The following is a 17,274-nucleotide window of genomic DNA, read 5'->3' as shown; positions in this document are numbered from 1 at the left end:
GCGGGCAGCAGGGGGGCGGGCTCGCGGGCGGGATGGAGTTGTTGCGTGGGGCGTACCATGGGTCGCATTATCGAGAGGCTGGCCGGGGGCTGCAGCATGGCGTGCAGGTGGGTGAATAAGCTTCGATGCGATCGCGCATGAGCCGCGCGCCACAATGGGCGATCGCTTTTTCCCCGTCCGCACAGCCATGCCCACCTTCCTCTCCCGCCGCCCGCTCCTCGCCGCCGCCCTCGCCCTGGCTGCACCGCTTGCTTTCGCCCAGAGCGACTGGCCGCAGCAGCCGGTTACGCTGATCATGGGCTTCCCGGCCGGCTCGGGCGTGGACGTGGTGGCCCGCACCATCCAGGAGCCGCTCTCGCAGAAGCTGGGCCAGCCGGTGGTGATCGACTACAAGTCCGGGGCGGCCGGCAACATCGCCAGCGAGTACGTGGCGCGTGCCAGGCCGGACGGCTACACGCTGGCCTTCGGCACCGCCGCCACGCATGGCAGCAACGCGGCGCTCTACAAGAAGCTGCCCTTCGACGTGGAGGCCGACTTCGTGCCGGTGGCGCCGGTGCTCGACGTCTCGAACGTGCTCACCATCAACCCCGACGTGATCAACGTGAAGACGCTCAAGGAGTTCGTCGAGCTGGTGAAGGCCAACCCCGGCAAGTACAACTACGCCTCCACCGGCAACGGCGCCGGCACGCACATGGCCTTCGCCGAATTCAACTCGCGCCTGGGCCTGGAGATGGTCCACGTGCCCTACAAGGGCGGCCCGGAGGCCATCACCTCCGTGGTGCGCGGCGAGACCTGCTGCATCATGAACCAGGTGCAGACCGTGCTGCCGCAGTACAAGGCCGGCAAGGTGCGGCTGCTGGGGGTGACCACCGCCAAGCCGGTGGCCGCGGTGAAAGAGGTGCCGACCATCGCCTCCAGCGGCATCGCCGGCACCCAGGGCTTCGACAGCTCGATCTGGTTCGGCGTGTTCGCGCCCAAGGGCACCGATGCGCGCATCGTCGACAAGCTCAACGCCGCCATCCGCGCGGTGCTGGAGCAGCCCGAGATCCGCGAGAAGTTCGAGGGGCAGGGCAACACGGTGCGCGTCGAGACCGCGGCGCAGTTCAAGAGCACCGTGCACGCCAACCGCGTGAAGTGGGCCGAGGTGGCGAAGGCGGCCAATATCAGCATCGACTGAAGCGGCGCGGCCGCAGTGGCCGCATCCTGCAGACGCGCTCGAAATTCGCTAGGCTCCGGTGGCGAACGACACCAACGAGCGCGGAGACAAGCGATGAGCCAGGGCACCCCCTCTCTTCGTCTGCATGTGCCGGAGCCGACCGGGCGGCCGGGACACGAGACCGATTTCTCCTACCTGCACCTCTCGCGGGCCGGCGAGGTGCGGCGCCCGCCGGTGGAGGCCTCGCCGGCCGACACCAGCGACCTGGCCTACACCCTGGTGCGCGTGCTCGACGAGGAGGGCCGCGCCGTCGGCCCCTGGGTGCCCGAGGCCGATGCGGCCCTGCTGCGCCGCGGACTGGTCGCGATGATGAAGACGCGCATCTTCGACGCCCGCATGCTCATCGCGCAGCGGCAGAAGAAGATCTCCTTCTACATGCAGTGCCTGGGCGAGGAGGCCATCGCCACCGGCCATGCGCTGGCGCTGGCGCCCGGCGACATGTGCTTTCCCACCTACCGGCAGCAGGGCCTGCTGCTGGCGCGCGACGACGTTTCGATGGTGGACATGATCTGCGAGCTGCTGTCCAACGAGCGCGATCCGCTCAAGGGCCGGCAGCTGCCGGTGTGCTATTCGATGAAGCGCGCCGGCTTCTTCTCGATCTCGGGCAACCTCGCCACGCAGTTCATCCAGGCGGTGGGCTGGGGCATGGCCTCGGCGATCAAGGGCGACACCCGCATCGCCTCGGCCTGGATCGGCGACGGCGCCACGGCCGAATCGGACTTTCACACGGCGCTGACCTTCGCGCACGTGTACCGCGCGCCGGTGATCCTCAACGTGGTCAACAACCAGTGGGCGATCTCGACCTTCCAGGCGATCGCCGGCGGCGAGGCCACCACCTTCGCGGCGCGCGGCGTGGGTTGCGGCATCGCCTCGCTGCGGGTGGACGGCAACGACTGGCTCGCGGTGCTGGCGGCCTCGCGCTGGGCCGCCGAGCGGGCGCGCGGCAACCTGGGGCCGTCGCTGATCGAATGGGTCACCTACCGGGCCGGCGCGCATTCCACCTCGGACGACCCCTCGCGCTACCGCCCCGCCGACGACTGGCAGCACTTTCCGCTGGGCGATCCGATCGCGCGGCTGGCGCAGCACCTGCGCGGCATCGGCGCCTGGTCCGACGAGGAGCACGAGAAGACGCAGGCGGATCTCGAAGCACAGGTGAGCGCGGCCCTCAAGGAAGCCGAGCGCTACGGCTCGCTCGCCGATGGCCACCTGCACGGCGCCGCGGCCATGTTCGAGGACGTCTACGAGCACATGCCGCCGCACCTGCAGGCGCAGCGCCGCCAGCTCGAGCAGTTCCAGAAGGGGTGATGCGCGTGGCCCAGATGACCATGATCCAGGCCCTGCGCTCGGCCATGGACCTGATGCTGGAGCGCGACGACAACGTCGTCATCTACGGCCAGGACGTGGGCTACTTCGGCGGCGTGTTCCGCTGCACCGAGGGCCTGCAGGCGAAGTACGGAAGCTCGCGCGTGTTCGACGCGCCGATCTCCGAGGGCGGCATCGTGGGCGCCGCCATCGGCATGGGCGCCTATGGCCTCAGGCCGGTGGTGGAGGTGCAGTTCGCCGACTACTTCTACCCGGCCTACGACCAGATCGTGTCGGAGGCCGCGCGCCTGCGCTACCGCTCGGCGGGCGACTTCACCGCGCCCATCACCATCCGCATGCCCTGCGGCGGCGGCATCTACGGCGGGCAGACCCACAGCCAGAGCCCGGAGGTGCTGTTCACCCACGTCTGCGGGCTGCGCACGGTGATGCCGTCGAACCCGCGCGATGCCAAGGGCCTGTTGATCGCCTCCATCGAGAACGACGACCCGGTGATCTTCCTGGAGCCCAAGCGGCTCTACAACGGGCCCTTCGACGGGCACCACGACCGGCCCCTGGTGCCCTGGTCCGCGCATCCGCTGGGCGAGGTGCCGGAGGGCTACTACACCGTGCCGCTGGAATCGGCCACCGTGTTCCGGCCGGGCACGGCGCTGACCGCCATCGCCTACGGCACCATGGTCTACGTGTGCGAGGCGGCGGCGCGCGAGACCGGCATCGACGCCGAGATCATCGACCTGCGCAGCCTCTGGCCGCTGGACCTGCCCACGCTGGTCGCCTCGGTGAAGAAGACCGGCCGCTGCGTGATCGTGCACGAGGCCACGCGCACCAGCGGCTTCGGCGCCGAGCTGACGGCGCTTGTGCAGGAGCATTGCTTCTACCACCTGGAGGCGCCGATCGAGCGCGTGGCCGGCTGGGACACACCGTACCCGCATGCGCAGGAGTGGGCCTACTTCCCCGGGCCGGCGCGCGTGGGCGCCGCCTTCCGCCGCGTGATGGAGGACTGAATGGGCGTCCATGCGATCAAGGTGCCGGACATCGGCGAGGGCATCGCCGAGGTGGAACTGGTGGCCTGGCGGGTACAGCCCGGCGATCCGGTGGTGGAGGACCAGCCGCTGGCCGACGTGATGACGGACAAGGCGACGGTGGAGATTCCATCGCCGGTGGCGGGCAAGGTGCTGGCGCTGGGCGGCGAGGTGGGGCAGCAGATCGCGGTCGGGGCGGAACTGATCCGCATCGAGGTGGAAGGGGAGGGGCAGGTGCGTGCCGACGCGCCGGTGTCCGCGCCTGCGCGCGAGTCCGCACCGGCACCCGCACCGGTCGCGGCGCGCCCCGTCGAAACGCCCGCAACCCCCCGGGCCGACGACCGCCCCATCGCCTCGCCCGCCGTGCGCCGCCGCGCGTGGGAGCTCGGCATCGACCTGCAACAGCTGCAGCCCAGCGGCACCGCCGGCCGCATCGTGCAGGCCGACCTCGACGCCTGGCTGGCGCGCCACCCGGGCGCGGCGCGCGGGCCCCAGCCCGCACCGAGCCTGCCGCGCGGCACCGAGCGGAACGACGAGGAGGCCATCCCCATCACCGGCGTGCGCCGCCGCATCGCGCAGCGCATGCAGGAGTCGGCGCGCCGCATCCCGCATTTCAGCTACGTGGATGAGGTGGACGTCACCGAGCTCGAGCGCCTGCGCGCCCAGCTCAATGCCCGCGGGGACGGCCGTCCCCGCCTGACGCTGCTGCCCCTGCTGGTGCGCGCGCTGGTGCAGGCGGTGGCCCGCTTCCCGCAGGTCAACGCGCGCTTCGACGACGAGGCCGGCGTGCTCACTCGCCATGGCGCGGTGCACATGGGCATCGCCACGCAGACCGACGCCGGGCTGATGGTGCCGGTGCTGCGCCATGCCGAGGCGCTCGACCTCTGGGCCGTGGCGGCCGAGGTCGCCCGCCTGGCCGCCGCGGCCCGCGCCGGTCAGGCCACGCGCGGCGAACTCAGCGGCTCGACCATCACCCTCACCAGCCTGGGCGCGCTGGGTGGCATCGCCTCCACGCCGATCATCAACCTGCCGGAGGTGGCGATCGTGGGCGTCAACCGCATCGTGCAGCGGCCGGTGATGCTGGGCGGCGCGATGCTGCCCCGCAGCATGATGAACCTCTCATCCTCCTTCGACCACCGCGTGGTCGACGGGCAGTACGCGGCCGAGTTCATCCAGGCCGTGCGGGCCTCGCTGGAATCGCCTGCGCTCCTTTTCGTCGATTAGCACATAGGGCTTGCGAGCGTATGACTTCCATTTCGCCCGCTCCTAGAATCCGCCGCATGGGGTCCGCCAGAGCATGGTTGATGGGACTGGTCCTCCTGGCTCATGCGGCAGCCAGCGCCCAAGCCGTGTCTTCTGCGCCGTCCCAGTCCCCGCCCGCTCCTGCGCCGCGCACCGTGGTCCTGATGCAGGTCGACGGCGCCATCGGGCCCGCTGCCGCCGACTACGTGCGCCGCGGCCTCGCACTCGCCGCCAAGAAGGAAGCCCGGCTCGCGGTGCTCCAGCTCGACACGCCCGGCGGGCTCGACGCCTCGATGCGCAGCATCGTCAAGGACATCCTCGCCTCGCCGGTGCCGGTCGCGACCTTCGTGGCGCCCAGCGGCGCGCGCGCCGCCAGCGCCGGCACCTACATCCTCTATGCCAGCCACATCGCGGCGATGACGCCGGCCTCCAACCTCGGCGCGGCGACGCCGGTGGCGATCGGCATGCCCAGCCCGGCGCGGCCGGATTCGAAGCCCGAGGGCAAGGGCGAGGACAAGACGGCCGACACGCTGAGCGCCAAGCGCCTGTCCGATGCCTCGGCCTACATCCGCAGCCTGGCGCAGCTGCGCGGCCGCAATGCCGAATGGGCGGAACAGGCGGTGCGCGAATCCGTGAGCCTGTCGGCGCAGGAGGCCTTGAGCAAGCGGGTGGTCAACTACGTCGCGCAGGACGTGGCGGACCTGCTCATGCAGGTCAACGGCCGCGACGTGGCGATGGAGCGCGGGACGGTGCGGCTGGCTACGCAGCGCGCGCAGCTGCTGGTCTTCGAGGCCGACTGGCGCAGCCGCCTGCTGTCGGTGATCACCGAGCCCAGCCTGGCGCTGATCCTGCTGATGGTCGGGATCTACGGCCTGCTGTTCGAGTTCTCCAGTCCAGGCTTCGTGCTGCCCGGCGTGGTGGGCGCGATCTGCCTGACGCTGGCGATGTTCGGGCTGCAGATGCTGCCGGTCAACTACGCGGGGCTGGCGCTGATCCTGCTCGGCGTGGCCTTCCTGATCGCGGAGGCCTTCCTGCCCAGCTTCGGGGTACTGGGGCTGGGTGGCATCGCGGCCTTCGCCTTCGGCGCGGTGCTGCTGATCGACAACGACGCGCCGGGCTTCGGCGTGCCGATCTGGGTGATCGCGCTGAGCAGCGCCTTCTCGGCCCTGTTCATCATCGTGGTGGCCGGCATGGCGGCGCGGGCGCGCAAGCAGCCGGTGGTCAGCGGCGTCACGACGCTGGTGGGGACCACGGGCGAACTGGTCGAATTCGCCGACGGCGAGGGCTGGGCGCAGATCCAGGGCGACTACTGGCACGTGACCGGCACCGGTGACCTGTACCCCGGCCGGCGCGTGCGGGTCAGCGGGGTGCAGGGCGTGACGCTGCAGGTGGCGCCGGAGGGGCAGGAGCCGGTGGCGGCGAGGGCGTGAGCATGTTCTTCAACGCCGGCCTCGCGCTCGCGGTCCTGGGCCTGGTGCTGATGGTGCTGCTGGCCGCCGCCTCGCTGCGCATCCTGCGCGAGTACGAACGCGGCGTGGTGTTCCAGCTCGGCCGCTTCTGGAGGGTGAAGGGGCCGGGGCTGGTGATCCTCATCCCGGGCATCCAGCAGATGGTGCGGGTGGGGCTGCGGGTGATGGTGCTGGACATCCCGAGCCAGGACGTGATCACGCGCGACAACGTGTCGGTGAAGGTCAACGCGGTGCTCTACTTCCGCGTGGTCGATCCGCAGAAGGCGATCATCCAGGTCGAGAAGTTCTACGAAGCCACCAGCCAGCTCGCGCAGACGACGCTGCGCGCGGTGCTGGGCAAGCACGAGCTGGACGACCTGCTGGCCGAGCGCGAACGGCTCAACCTCGACATCCAGAAGACACTGGAGGCGCAGACCGATACCTGGGGCATCAAGGTCACCAACGTCGAGATCAAGCACGTGGACCTCAACGACAACATGGTGCGCGCCATCGCGCGCCAGGCCGAGGCGGAGCGCGAGCGGCGTGCCAAGGTGATCCACGCGGAAGGAGAGCTGCAGGCCGCGGTCAAGCTGGCGGAGGCGGCCGGGATCCTGGGGCGCGAGCCGCAGGCCCTGCAATTGCGCTACCTGGAGACACTGACGGTCATCGCGGCGGACAAGAATTCCACCATCGTGTTCCCGCTGCCGCTGGAGATCGTGGGGCCGCTGTTGAAGGGGCTTCAGCGGCAGCCCGACGGGTGATTCTGTTGTTGCTGTGTTTTGGCGCCCCTTGGGAGGGCGCCCGGCATGCGGTGCGGGCCGGTCGACCCCACTGCGGCGGTCGCTTCGCGACTCCCTTGCGGTGCTCGCTTCAGGCGGGGTCCGCGCAAACTCGCCTTCGGCTCAAACACGCGCGGCCCTTTTTCCGCCTGAAGCTGCGCTCCTCAGCGCCGCAGAGGGGATCGCCCGACCCGCACCGCATGCCGGGCTTGGGGTGCGCGAGAGATGTCCCCCTCCTCGAAGAGCGCAAGTGTCATGCGCTCAGCAAGCCGTGCAGGGGAGGGTGTTCCCCCATCCTGTCCTCGGAGGCGGGCGGTATGGGCTTGGCCGGCCGTTGAGGCGCCGCCGAGCAGCGCAGCGGCAGGCGGATCAGGGCCGCGCGCTGTTTGAGCGAAGCGAGTTCGCGCGGACCCCGCCTGACGTGAGCAGCACAGGGCAGCCGCGAAGCGGCCGGCGACGTCGGCCGGCCAAGCCCATACCGCCCGCCTCCGCGCCCACACCGCAAGCGCTTCGACGGGCAGTACTACGACAAGGAACGGGCACCAGCTAGCCCTGCAGGTACAGGCCCACCAGGCCCGCCAGCACCAGGCCCAGCCCCAGCTTCTCCGTGCGGGACAAGTCTTCGCGCAGCAGGCGGCGCGACACCAGGTAGCTGAAGAACACTTCCACCAGGCCCAGCGTGCGCACCTCGGCCGCCGTGTGGAGCGCGAAGGCGGTGAACCAGGCGATGGAGGCCAGCGCGCCTGCCAACCCGGCGGCCAGCGAGATGCGCCAGGCGCGCGCGACCGCGCGCAGCGAGTCCGGCGAGCGCAGTGCCAGCCAGCCGGCCAGCAGCAGCGATTGCGCGGCCTGGGCCCACACCACGCCCCATGCCCCGGCCAGCCAGGGCGACAGCGCGGGCACCTGCAGGGCCGCGCCGCGATAGCCGATCGCGGACAGCGCGAAGCCGGCGCCCGAGGCCAGCCCGAACAGGGCCGCGCGCGCGTTCCAACCCGCATGGGCGGACGTGGCGCCGCGCGGCACCGACAGCAGCACGACACCCAGCGTCGCGACGACCATCGCCGCGATCGCCACCGTGCCCGGCAGTTCATGGAGGAACAGCACGCCGAACAGCACGACCTGCAGCACCTCCGTCTTCGAGAAGGCCACGCCGACGATGAAGTTGCGTTCCTTCATCGCCGCCAGCAGGAAGGCGGTGGCCGCGATCTGGCTGATCGCGCCGAGCAGCAGCCAGCCGAAGTAGGCCGTGCCGAAGCGAACCGCCGGTGCGGCTTCGCCTGGCAGCGCGCGCAGCACCGCCAGCCACAGCAGCGCGAATGGCAGGCCGTAGAGGAAGCGCACCAGCGTCGCGCCCAGCGTCCCGGTCTGTGCGGTCAGCGAACGCTGGGCGGTGTTGCGCACCGTCTGCATCAATGCCGCCCAGAGGACGAGCGGGATCCAGGCCCAGGCGGCGGAGGAGGCGGACGACATCGGCGGTGCGGATGGGGTCGGATGGAGGACGCCCTGTTATAGCGGCCCATCGGCACCGCGCCGTTCGCCATTGGGCAAGGCCGCCGCGCCCAACCGCGAGGGCTGCCGGCGCCGTGCTCAGAGCGTCTTGGTCAGCGTGACGATGAATCGCGCCTTGTTGGGCGACCATGTGCGTTCGCCGATGGGCCCGAAGCCCAGGTCGATGCCCGGGTCGGCCACCAGCAGGTACGAGCTCTTCTTGTTGGCCCCCTGCACCGAGCCGGCCAGCGACAGGCCGTTGCCGAAGTCGTAGGAGGCGCCCACGTTGTAGTCCACGTAGTTGCGGTAGCCCAGGCTGCGGATGTCGCTGCTCATGTGGGTGTAGCCCAGCGCCGCCTTCAGCGTCACCTTGGGCACGATCTCCTTGGTGTAGCTCAGGTTCAGGTAGCCGGTGTTGCGCCCCTTCAGGCCCGAGCCGTCCTTGTTGCCCGCATAGTTGAAGTAGTCCTTGGAGACGGTGTGGGAGTACTTCAGGGTGAACGCGCCGATCGCCTCGTCGGCCCAGGTGGCCGCGCCGTACAGCTCGGTGGTGTTGCCGCGGGAGTTGCCCGGGTAGATGTAGGTCAGGGCGCCCACGTCCATGTCGAAGGGGCCGGCCTTGAACTTGTAGCCGCCGTAGATGTCGCTCTCGATGGAGTTGCCGTTGAGCCAGTTGACGCTGGAGTTCCAGTTGCCGATGTAGAAGCCCGATTCGCCGAAGGCATAGTCGAAGCCGCCCTGGATGGCGGGCTTGAGCGCCTTGGTCTTGGCGAAGTCGTTGTAGCCGAGCACGTCCTGGTCCTGGCCGCGGAACTTGTAGTTGGTGGTCAGCGCGACATTGCCCGTGAGCTGGGCGCTCGCCAGCAGGGGCAGGGCGCCCAGCGAAAGCAGGGCAAGGGGTTGCGCAAGAGAAAATCGCATGATGTGAAGTGCACTGTTGAGGGAGCAGGCGAGCCTAGGGAAGCCCGCATCAAAAGCGCGTAAAAAAGCGCGGCGCCGCCGTAAAGACTTTCAGGCCTTGCTGCGGGGCCCGTGCGTGGCAAGATGCCCGTCCTTCCCACTGTCCCCAGCCTTGCATGCTCGTCAATTGCGTCGTCTACGAAAACGGCACCAAGCTGGCCGACATTCCCGTGGCCCGGATCAGCGAGTACGCCGCGCTGCCCGGCTGCTTCGTCTGGGTCGCCCTGCACGATGCCTCGCCCGCGGAACTGGAGGAGGTGCGGCAGGAGTTCGAGCTGCACCCCCTCGCGGTGGAGGATGCGCAGCACGGCCATCAGCGCCCCAAGGTGGAGGAGTACGCCGACTCGCTCTTCGTCGTGATGCACCTGCTGGAGACCGGCCCGGACGGCAAGGCCGCCGAGCTGACGGTAGGCGAACTCGATGTCTTCGTCGGCCGCAACTACGTGGTCTCGGTGCGCAACCGCAGCGAGCACGGCTTCACCGAGGTGCGCGAGCGTTGCGAGCGCGAGCCCGAGCTCCTGAAGAGCGGACCGGGCTTCGTGCTCTACGCGCTCATGGACGCGGTGGTCGACCGCTACTTCCCGGTCATCGATGCCTTCGAGGACGAACTGGAGACCATCGAGCAGCGTATCTTCGACAAGGGCGCGGCGCGTGAGAACATCAAGCAGCTCTACGCGCTCAAGCAGCGCCTGACGCTGCTCAAGCACGCGGTCGCGCCCCTGCTGGAAGGCACCGGCAAGCTGCACGGCGGACGGGTGCCGCAGATCTGCGCCGGCTCGCAGGAGTACTTCCGCGACGTGGTGGACCATCTCGGGCGCATCAACAACACCATCGACACCATCCGCGACACCATCGGCACCGCGATCCACGTCAACCTTTCGATGGTCACCATCGAAGACAACGAGGTCACCAAGCGCTTCGCCGCCTGGGCGGCCATCTTCGCGGTGTGCACCGCCTTCGCCGGCATCTGGGGCATGAACTTCGAGCAGATGCCCGAGCTGAAATGGCGCTACGGCTACTACGCCGCGCTCACGCTGATCGTGAGCCTCTGCGGCTACCTGTACTGGCGCTTCCGACGCGCGGGCTGGGTGTAGGCGCCGCAGCAGGCGCAGGCGCGAAAGGCGCGAACAGGCTGGCGAGGTCGTCCGGCGCCTGCTCGGCGGCGGCGCCGGCGAGCACGCGCTGTTCCAGCTCGTCGAGATGCGCCATCGCCACGGCCATGGCGCGTTCCAGCGAAGGCCCCAAGAGCGCCTCGATGATCTGCTCGTGCTCCCGCGGCGCGCAGCAGGCGGCCTCGGGCGTGTCGTACAGCGCCTTGTAGAGCTCGGTGTTGCCGACCAGCCGTTGCAGGTACGACAGCAGCTCCTCGCTCGCGGCCATCTGCGCCAGCAGCAGGTGGAAGTCGCCCGCCAGGCGGATCGCGTCGGCACGCCGCTCTTCCTTGAAGGCGCGCTGCTCGGCCTGGACATGCCTGCGCAGGGCCGCCGCCTGCTCGCGCGTCAGCTGGCCGAAGAGCGTGCCGATCAGGCCGGCTTCGACGATGCGGCGTGCGCGGTAGATGCCGCGCATGTCCTCGACGGAGGGGTTGGGCACGAAGGCGCCGCGGTTGTGCTCCAGCACCAGCTTCTTCTCCGTGCCCAGCCGCGCCAGCACCTTGCGGATCGCGCCTCGCGTGCAGCCCAGCGCCTCGGCCAGGGCGCGCTCGCGCAGCGGCGTGCCCGGCCGCAGGCGGCCGCTCAGCAGTGCCTGCGACACCGCGGCATAAACGCGCTCGTCCACGCTGCCCTCGGGTGCGGACGCCTCCGGCGGCTCGGCACGGCCGTGGCCCTTGGCAGGCGTGGCGGCGGTGCGGGTGGGGTGGACGGCGGGCATGGACAAGGGGTGCGAGTGGCTCGAATATTACCCGCGGCCTCTCGCTGCAAGGCGGGTCGATCGCGCATTGACCGGATTTTTGTCAACGATTAAGATGTTGTTTGGTTAACCAAAATTTGCTTGCACGGTTGACCATCAAAGAAACAAACCCATGCCTGCCACCGCCTCCCTGCTGATCCGCCGCGTGCGCCCCCTGGGCGGCGCGCTCGTCGACCTGCTGGTGCAGGACGGCCGCATCGCTGCCTTCGGCCCTGCGCTCGAGGCGCCGCCGGGATGCACGGTGGAGGAGGGCGGCGGGGCCCTGCTGCTGCCGGGCCTGGTCGAGGGCCACACGCACCTGGACAAGACGATGTGGGGCATGGACTGGTACCGCAACGAGGTTGGCCCGCGGCTCATCGACCGGATCGAGAACGAGCGCGCCTTCCGCAAGGCCAGCGGCCACGACGCGGCCGCGCAGTCGCTGCTGCTGGCCCGCGCCTTTCTGGCACTGGGCACGACGCGCCTGCGCACCCACGTGGACATCGACACGGAGGCCGGCCTGCGCCACCTGGAGGGCGTGCTGCGCACGCGCGAGGCGATGCAGCCTGTCCAGCAGATCCAGATCGCGGCCTTTCCGCAGTCAGGCCTGCTGGGCCGCCCCGGCACGGCCGAGTTGCTGGAGCAGGCCCTGGCGGCCGGCGCCGACGTGCTGGGCGGGCTGGACCCCTGCGCGATCGACGGCGACCCGGTGCGCTCGCTCGACGTCCTCTTCGGCATCGCTGAGCGCCGTGGGCGGCCGCTCGACATCCACCTGCACGAGCCGGGCGCGATGGGCGCCTTCTCGCTGGGCCTGATCCTCGACCGCACCGCCGCGCTCGGCCTGCAGGGGCGGGTGGCGATCAGCCACGGCTTCTGCCTGGGCGACCTGCCCGAGGCCGAACGCGAGGCGCTGCTGGCGCGCATGGCGGCGCTCGACGTGGTGCTGGTCACGAGCGCGCCGGCCGCGCGCAGCGTGCCGCCGCTCATGGCTTGCCGGCGCGCGGGCGTGACGATGCTGGGCGGCAACGACGGCATCCGCGACACCTGGACGCCCTATGGCAGCCCCGACATGCTGGAGCGCGCGATGCTGATCGGCCTGCGCTACAACCTGCGTCGCGACGACGAGCTGGACATCGCGCTCGACTGCGTGACGGCGGCCGGCGCGCGCGGCCTGGGCTTCGAGGACTACGGCCTGGCGTCCGGCTGCCGTGCGGACCTGGTGCTGGTGCAGGCCCGGACCACCGCCGAGGCGGTGGTGGCACGGCCGCCGCGGCGGCTGGTGGTGGCCAGCGGGCAGGTCGTCGCACGCGACGGCGTCTTGCTGCCGGGCCCGTGGGCGGCATGAGGGGCACCGTCTTCACGCGGCGCGGCCTTGCCGGCCTCGGTCTGGCGCTGGTGATCGTGCTGGTCGCGATCAACCTGCGCGCCTTCCTGACCGCCAGCAGCCCGCTCCTGGGCGAGATCCGCGGCGACACCGGCCTGGGCTTCCATGGCGCCGCTTTGCTGACGGTGCTGCCGATGTTCGCGATGGGCCCCATGTCGCTTGCGGGCGTGGGCCTGGGGCAGCGCATCGGCGAGCGCGCCGCGATGGGCGTGGGGCTGGGCGCCATCGCGCTGGCCTGCGCCAGCCGCTGGCTTGCCGGTTCGCCTGCAGCGTTGCTGGCCAGTGCCGCGCTGGCCGGATTCGGCGCCGGCCTGGTGCAGGCCTTGATGCCGACGATCATCAAGCGCGCCTACCCAATGGGCATGGGCGTGATCATGGGCCTGTACTCGGGCGCGATGATGGGCGGCGGCGGGCTCGGCGCCATGGGCAGCCCGTGGATTGCTCAGTGGGCGGGCGACTGGCATGCGGGACTGGCGTTCTGGGCACTGCCCGCCGTGGTGGCGCTGCTGGCCTGGACGCTGGCCGGCCGCGCGGCCCCGGCGCCCGCACCCGCGCCTGCATCCGTGCGCCCGGCGTCCGGGGACCGGGGCTGGCTGCAGTGCTTTTCGAACCGGCGGGCCTGGCTGCTGGCCGTCTATTTCGGGCTGCTCAACGGCGGCTACACCAGCCTGGTCGCGTGGCTGCCGCCGTCCTTCGCGCAGCAGGGGTGGCGCCCGCAGTCGGCGGGCGCGCTGCTGGCCCTGATGACCGCGGCCCAGGTGGTCGGGGCGCTCGCGATGCCGGTGCTGGCGCGGGGCCGGCGCGAGCTGCGGCCCTGGCTGGCGGCGATGCTGCTGGTCCAGCTGGCGGGCTTCGCCGGCCTGATGCTCAAGCTGTCGCCCGCGCCACTGGTGGTCGCGCTGCTGGGCCTCGGCCTGGGCGGCGGCTTCTCGCTGGCCATGGTGCTGGCGCTCGACCACTTGCCCGATCCGGCCCAGGCCGGCACGCTGGCCGCCTTCATGCAGTGCTTCGGCTTCATGATCGCGGCGCTCGCGCCCTTCGTGACCGGCTGGGTGCGCGCGGCGAGCGGCGGCTTCGATGCCGCGTGGGCCTGGCTCGCCTTTGTCGTCGTGCTGCTGCTGATGCTGACGTGGCGCTTCGATCCGCGCCGCCATGCGCGGGCGACGCGCGGTCTTTTCGGCACGGGCCTCGATGTGCCGATCCCAGCCGCGGCCGCGGCGCGGTGAACGATCGAAGGAGCAAGAAACATGTACCGCGACGAATTCATGAAGCAGGCCATCGCCCTGTCGGCCCAGGCCCTGCAGGAACCCGGCACCGAGCCATTCGGTGCGGTGGTGGTGAAGGATGGCCAGGTGGTGGGCGAGGGCTTCAACCATTCGGTGGCGCATTTCGATCCGACCTCGCACGGCGAGGTGGAGGCCATCCGCGATGCCTGCCGCAGGCTGCGCACGGTCGACCTGACCGGCTGCGAGCTCTACACCTCGTGCGAGCCCTGCGCCCTGTGCGTGGCCGCGATGCGCATCGCGGGCATCGGCCGGCTCTACTACGCCGCCTCGCTGGCGCAGTCGGGCGAAGCCTTCGCCGGGGTGCCGGCGACGGCGCGACATCCGATCGACGTCGAGGCGCTGCGCGCGGAGGCCGGGGCCCCGCTGGCAGCACGCGGCATGCCGGCGGAGCAGAAGATGGAGCAGGAGGCGGTGGCGGTGCTCGCCGCCTGGGCCGCGGGCCGGCGCGGCTGAGCGGGCGCGTACCTTCTCAGGCCGCGCCCGCGTCGAGCAGGGCGAGGACCCGGCCGAACAGCGCGGCGTCCGGCGAGGCGAATGCTTCCAGCAGGCTGAAGTGATCGGCGCCGTCCTCGACGTGCAGCGCGCCGGGGTTGCCGGCGGCCGTCCAGGCCCGGTGGAAGTCCTGGGCCTGCGCCAGGAAGGCCGAAGTTTCGGCGCCACCCACCGCCACCAGGGCCGGCGCGACACCGGCGCGCACGCGGTGCAGCGGCGAACAGGCCCGCGCACTCGCCGCATCCAGCTGCAGTTTCTCGTTGAGCGTGGTCGCCACCAGCGGCGCCAGGTCGTAGATGCCGCTGAGCGCGGCCACGCCCGCGACCGCCGGGTCACCGGGCAACCGCCCCAGCGCCAGCTCGGCCGCGATGTGGGCGCCGGCCGAATGGCCCGAGAGCAGCAGAGGGAGGTCTTCGCCGGCCTGCGCGCGGATCGCCGGCAGGCAGGCCTTCGCCGCGTCGACCAGCGCCGCCACCGAGACATCCGGGCACAGCGGATAGTTCGCCAGCGCGACGTGGAGGCCGGCTTCCGCATACGCCGGTGCGATGAAGCGAAAGCCCGACTTGTCGCGCGACTGCCAGTAGCCGGCATGGAAGTAGACCAGGGTGCCGCGCGGCCAGCCGCGTGCGGGGAAGAAGTCGAAGCGCTGGCGCTCCAGCGGGCCGTAGCGCAGATCGAGCTGGCAGGGGCCGGCGGCGACGGCCGCATCGCCGCGGGCCTGGTAGTCGGCGAGCAGGGCAGGGAAGCTGGCGCGCGCCTGTCCCTGCACGTACTGGTATTGCGGGTCGTTCATGGTCGGGCGCATTCTTCCAGAAGCGCCGGATGCGCGCCGGGCTGGAGTAGCCCCCCTCCTACAGGGGCCGGCGCCGTTCGGCGGCCATACTGCCGGAGCCTTTTGGCAAGGAGCGAAGTCCCAATTGAAAGTCAAAGCCTCGCCTGGAGCCAGCAGCTGGATCGTGGCCGGCGTGCGGCATGAATTGCTCACGCGCGCGCTGCCTGCGCTGCGGCACGACATGGTGGCGCCGCTGTCAGTGATGCGCATGGGCCTGTTGCTGCTCAAGCACCGCTCGGCCGCCGAAACCTTCGACGAAGCCGCCTGGGAGCGGCAGATCGGGTCGATCTCCGAGCAGATCGATGCCCTGGCCGACGGCGTGCGCTCGCTGCGCGATTGGGAGCTGGCCGTCAGCGACGACGGCACGACGCGCAGCGCCCTGGTGGCGCGCTGTGCCTCGCTGATGCGCGCAGCCTTCGAGCTCAATGGCATCCGTCTGCAGGTGGACGAGGAACTGGCCCCGGGCCCCGGAGACGAACCGCGTTTTCCGGAGGGCGCCTCGCTGCGCTACCTGGTGCTGGGGGCGCTGGGCTTCCTGCACGACAGCACGGAGGACCTCGGCGCCATCCAGATCGCTGCCGATGGCCCGGAAGGCCTGCGCTTCACGGCCACCCGGGGCCAGAAGGAGTCGCCGGCCGGCGACCCGGTGCCGCCCATGGCGGGCGCACTGCGCGCGCCGCGCAAGCTGGCCATCGACGCGATCGCGCTGCAGGCGCTGGCGGACGGCCTGGGCTATCCGGTGGTGATCGAGGGCGACACGGTCCGCCTTTCGCTGCGGTCGACCTGAGAGGTGCGCCTCGCCGGCCCGGCCGGTGAGGCATTTGGTTGTCTTGCGCTGCAGCAAAGGCTCACGTAACTTCGTGTTACTCTTCTTTGCAACACCCTCAGCCTTTCATGATCACCAAACGCCGCTTGCTCCAGAGCCTGGCCGTCTCCTTGTGCGGCCCGGCCGCGTGGGCCCAGCAGACCTCCCCGTCCGCACCGCGTGCCGGCCGGGCCGGCGCCGCGGCCGGTGCCTGGCCGACCCAGCCGCTGCGCGTGCTGGTCGGCTTTCCGGGTGGCGCTTCGCCCGACCTGGCGGCGCGCGCCATCGCCGAGCCGCTCTCGAAGCTGCTGGGCCAGCCGGTGGTGGTGGAGAACAAGCCCGGCGCCAGCGGCAACCTGGCGGCCGACCTGGTGGCGAAGGCGCAGGACGACCACACCATCGGCGCGCTGATCAACGGCAACCTGACGATCGCCAAGCTGCTCAACCCGGCCACGCCCTTCGACCCCGAGAAAGACTTCGCCCCAGTGGGCCTGATCGGCACCGCGCCGCTGGTGCTGGCCGCCTCCGGCGATGCGGCCGGCAAGACGCCGGCCGAACTGCTGCTGTGGGCGCGCAACCTGGGCGAGAAGGGCAAGTACGGCTCGCCCGGCGTCGGCACGGTGGGCCACCTGGGCATGGAGTTGCTGCGGGCGCGCACCAGCATCGCGCCGCAGCACGTGCCCTTCACCGGCAACCCGCAGGTCATCGCGGCGATGCTGGCCGGCCAGATCCAGCTGGCGCTGCTGCCGCCCGGCCTGGCCAAGCCGCATGTCGCCTCGGGCAAGCTCAAGGCCATCGGCGTGACCTCGCCGCTGCGCAGCCCGCTGTTCCAGGAGCTGCCCACGCTGCGCGAGGCCGACGTGCGCGGCTTCGATCTGGAGATCTGGACCGCCCTCGCGGCCCCGGCCAGCCTGCCCAACTCGGCCATCGCCCGGCTCAATGCGGCCCTCGGCGGGGTCGTGCGTTCGCCGGAGGTGCAGGCGCAGCTGCTGAAGGCCGGCTGGCAGGGCGAGGCCGGCACGCCGCAGTCGCTGGCCTACCGCATGCGCAACGACACCGCGCAGCTCGGCGGGGTGATCATGATGCGCGGGATCCGCTCCGAGGCCTGAT

General features: G+C 70.9%; 16 protein-coding genes. 12 read left to right on the top strand and 4 right to left on the bottom strand.

The genetic code is table 11. The annotated features are described in order from the left end of the window. Positions 1 to 187: 187 nt before the first annotated feature. The 6 genes from A8M77_RS12140 to A8M77_RS12115 all read left to right on the top strand — a co-directional run bounded on the left by A8M77_RS12140 (position 188) and on the right by A8M77_RS12115 (position 7,009). Positions 188 to 1,177: a Bug family tripartite tricarboxylate transporter substrate binding protein gene (locus A8M77_RS12140; protein ID WP_086921756.1), complete on the top strand. Its 990-nt coding sequence runs from the start codon at positions 188 to 190 to the stop codon at positions 1,175 to 1,177. Positions 1,178 to 1,270: 93 nt separating this feature from the next. Next, positions 1,271 to 2,521 (top strand): 3-methyl-2-oxobutanoate dehydrogenase (2-methylpropanoyl-transferring) subunit alpha, encoded by a 1,251-nt coding sequence (locus tag A8M77_RS12135; RefSeq protein WP_086921745.1) that lies wholly within the window; start codon positions 1,271 to 1,273, stop codon positions 2,519 to 2,521. Then, positions 2,521 to 3,540 (top strand): alpha-ketoacid dehydrogenase subunit beta, encoded by a 1,020-nt coding sequence (locus A8M77_RS12130; RefSeq protein ID WP_086921744.1) that lies wholly within the window; start codon positions 2,521 to 2,523, stop codon positions 3,538 to 3,540. Before A8M77_RS12135 ends, A8M77_RS12130 begins: the two co-directional genes overlap by 1 nt. Beyond that, entirely contained in the window at positions 3,541 to 4,782 is a 1,242-nt protein-coding gene (locus A8M77_RS12125; protein WP_086921743.1) for a dihydrolipoamide acetyltransferase family protein, read from the top strand. Positions 4,783 to 4,862: 80 nt separating this feature from the next. Continuing rightward, the gene (locus tag A8M77_RS12120) at positions 4,863 to 6,230 is read left to right on the top strand and encodes an NfeD family protein (RefSeq protein ID WP_238136793.1); all 1,368 of its coding nucleotides are present in this window, start codon (positions 4,863 to 4,865) and stop codon (positions 6,228 to 6,230) included. A gap of 2 nt (positions 6,231 to 6,232) precedes the next feature. Beyond that, complete coding sequence (locus A8M77_RS12115) at positions 6,233 to 7,009, top strand: slipin family protein (RefSeq protein ID WP_086921741.1); 777 nt, start codon at positions 6,233 to 6,235, stop codon at positions 7,007 to 7,009. Positions 7,010 to 7,573: 564 nt separating this feature from the next. On the opposite strand, the gene A8M77_RS12105 is transcribed toward A8M77_RS12115, so the two are convergent. Both A8M77_RS12105 and A8M77_RS12100 read right to left on the bottom strand, forming a co-directional pair. Continuing rightward, on the bottom strand, positions 7,574 to 8,497 hold the full coding sequence (locus A8M77_RS12105) for a hypothetical protein (protein WP_086921739.1): 924 nt from the start codon (positions 8,495 to 8,497) through the stop codon (positions 7,574 to 7,576). A gap of 117 nt (positions 8,498 to 8,614) precedes the next feature. Continuing rightward, a complete protein-coding gene (locus A8M77_RS12100) occupies positions 8,615 to 9,436 on the bottom strand; it encodes a TorF family putative porin (protein WP_086921738.1) in 822 nt (273 codons plus the stop codon). A 155-nt stretch (positions 9,437 to 9,591) separates the two neighbouring features. On the opposite strand from A8M77_RS12100, the gene corA reads away from it, so the two are divergent. Then, positions 9,592 to 10,569, top strand: a complete 978-nt coding sequence (gene corA, locus A8M77_RS12095; protein WP_086921737.1) for a magnesium/cobalt transporter CorA — start codon at positions 9,592 to 9,594, stop codon at positions 10,567 to 10,569. Here corA and A8M77_RS12090 read toward each other — a convergent pair. Then, positions 10,505 to 11,347 (bottom strand): GntR family transcriptional regulator, encoded by an 843-nt coding sequence (locus A8M77_RS12090; protein ID WP_086921736.1) that lies wholly within the window; start codon positions 11,345 to 11,347, stop codon positions 10,505 to 10,507. The genes corA and A8M77_RS12090 overlap by 65 nt on opposite strands. A 151-nt stretch (positions 11,348 to 11,498) precedes the next feature. Here A8M77_RS12090 and A8M77_RS12085 point away from each other — a divergent pair, with 151 nt between their 5' ends. The 3 genes from A8M77_RS12085 to A8M77_RS12075 are packed head-to-tail and all read left to right on the top strand — an operon-like array spanning position 11,499 to position 14,488. Then, a complete protein-coding gene (locus tag A8M77_RS12085) occupies positions 11,499 to 12,710 on the top strand; it encodes an amidohydrolase family protein (RefSeq protein WP_086921735.1) in 1,212 nt (403 codons plus the stop codon). Beyond that, positions 12,707 to 13,975 carry a cyanate transporter gene (locus A8M77_RS12080; RefSeq protein WP_086921755.1) on the top strand — a complete coding sequence of 423 codons (1,269 nt, stop codon included), beginning with the start codon at positions 12,707 to 12,709 and terminating at the stop codon, positions 13,973 to 13,975. The genes A8M77_RS12085 and A8M77_RS12080 overlap by 4 nt, the downstream gene beginning before the upstream one ends. Before the next feature lie 21 nt (positions 13,976 to 13,996). Next, positions 13,997 to 14,488, top strand: coding sequence for a nucleoside deaminase (locus A8M77_RS12075; RefSeq protein ID WP_086921734.1), 492 nt, complete (start codon positions 13,997 to 13,999; stop codon positions 14,486 to 14,488). 16 nt (positions 14,489 to 14,504) lie between these two features. Here A8M77_RS12075 and A8M77_RS12070 read toward each other — a convergent pair whose 3' ends face one another. Beyond that, positions 14,505 to 15,320, bottom strand: coding sequence for an alpha/beta hydrolase (locus A8M77_RS12070; protein ID WP_143694587.1), 816 nt, complete (start codon positions 15,318 to 15,320; stop codon positions 14,505 to 14,507). A 124-nt stretch (positions 15,321 to 15,444) separates the two neighbouring features. Between A8M77_RS12070 and A8M77_RS12065 the strand changes: the two genes are divergently transcribed. Beyond that, positions 15,445 to 16,146: a hypothetical protein gene (locus A8M77_RS12065; RefSeq protein WP_086921732.1), complete on the top strand. Its 702-nt coding sequence runs from the start codon at positions 15,445 to 15,447 to the stop codon at positions 16,144 to 16,146. A gap of 107 nt (positions 16,147 to 16,253) precedes the next feature. Continuing rightward, positions 16,254 to 17,273: a Bug family tripartite tricarboxylate transporter substrate binding protein gene (locus tag A8M77_RS12060; RefSeq protein ID WP_086921731.1), complete on the top strand. Its 1,020-nt coding sequence runs from the start codon at positions 16,254 to 16,256 to the stop codon at positions 17,271 to 17,273. The last annotated feature ends 1 nt before the right edge of the window (position 17,274 follow it).

The sequence above is a fragment of the Variovorax sp. JS1663 genome (assembly GCF_002157355.1).
GTDB lineage: Bacteria > Pseudomonadota > Gammaproteobacteria > Burkholderiales > Burkholderiaceae_C > Variovorax.
Note: the sequence above shows the minus strand (reverse complement) of the source record. Positions and strands in the feature narration are given on the sequence as shown.

Bases quoted from the DNA above. Each gene is read 5' to 3' on its own strand.
- A8M77_RS12125 (WP_086921743.1), top strand. From the start codon at position 3,541: ATGGGCGTCCATGCGATCAAGGTGCCGGACATCGGCGAGGGCATCGCC.
- corA (WP_086921737.1), top strand. From the start codon at position 9,592: ATGCTCGTCAATTGCGTCGTCTACGAAAACGGCACCAAGCTGGCCGAC.
- A8M77_RS12120 (WP_238136793.1), top strand. From the start codon at position 4,863: ATGGGACTGGTCCTCCTGGCTCATGCGGCAGCCAGCGCCCAAGCCGTG.
- A8M77_RS12090 (WP_086921736.1), bottom strand. From the start codon at position 11,347: ATGCCCGCCGTCCACCCCACCCGCACCGCCGCCACGCCTGCCAAGGGC.
- A8M77_RS12135 (WP_086921745.1), top strand. From the start codon at position 1,271: ATGAGCCAGGGCACCCCCTCTCTTCGTCTGCATGTGCCGGAGCCGACC.
- A8M77_RS12140 (WP_086921756.1), top strand. From the start codon at position 188: ATGCCCACCTTCCTCTCCCGCCGCCCGCTCCTCGCCGCCGCCCTCGCC.
- A8M77_RS12085 (WP_086921735.1), top strand. From the start codon at position 11,499: ATGCCTGCCACCGCCTCCCTGCTGATCCGCCGCGTGCGCCCCCTGGGC.
- A8M77_RS12105 (WP_086921739.1), bottom strand. From the start codon at position 8,497: ATGTCGTCCGCCTCCTCCGCCGCCTGGGCCTGGATCCCGCTCGTCCTC.
- A8M77_RS12115 (WP_086921741.1), top strand. From the start codon at position 6,233: ATGTTCTTCAACGCCGGCCTCGCGCTCGCGGTCCTGGGCCTGGTGCTG.
- A8M77_RS12060 (WP_086921731.1), top strand. From the start codon at position 16,254: ATGATCACCAAACGCCGCTTGCTCCAGAGCCTGGCCGTCTCCTTGTGC.
- A8M77_RS12080 (WP_086921755.1), top strand. From the start codon at position 12,707: ATGAGGGGCACCGTCTTCACGCGGCGCGGCCTTGCCGGCCTCGGTCTG.
- A8M77_RS12070 (WP_143694587.1), bottom strand. From the start codon at position 15,320: ATGAACGACCCGCAATACCAGTACGTGCAGGGACAGGCGCGCGCCAGC.
- A8M77_RS12100 (WP_086921738.1), bottom strand. From the start codon at position 9,436: ATGCGATTTTCTCTTGCGCAACCCCTTGCCCTGCTTTCGCTGGGCGCC.
- A8M77_RS12075 (WP_086921734.1), top strand. From the start codon at position 13,997: ATGTACCGCGACGAATTCATGAAGCAGGCCATCGCCCTGTCGGCCCAG.
- A8M77_RS12130 (WP_086921744.1), top strand. From the start codon at position 2,521: ATGCGCGTGGCCCAGATGACCATGATCCAGGCCCTGCGCTCGGCCATG.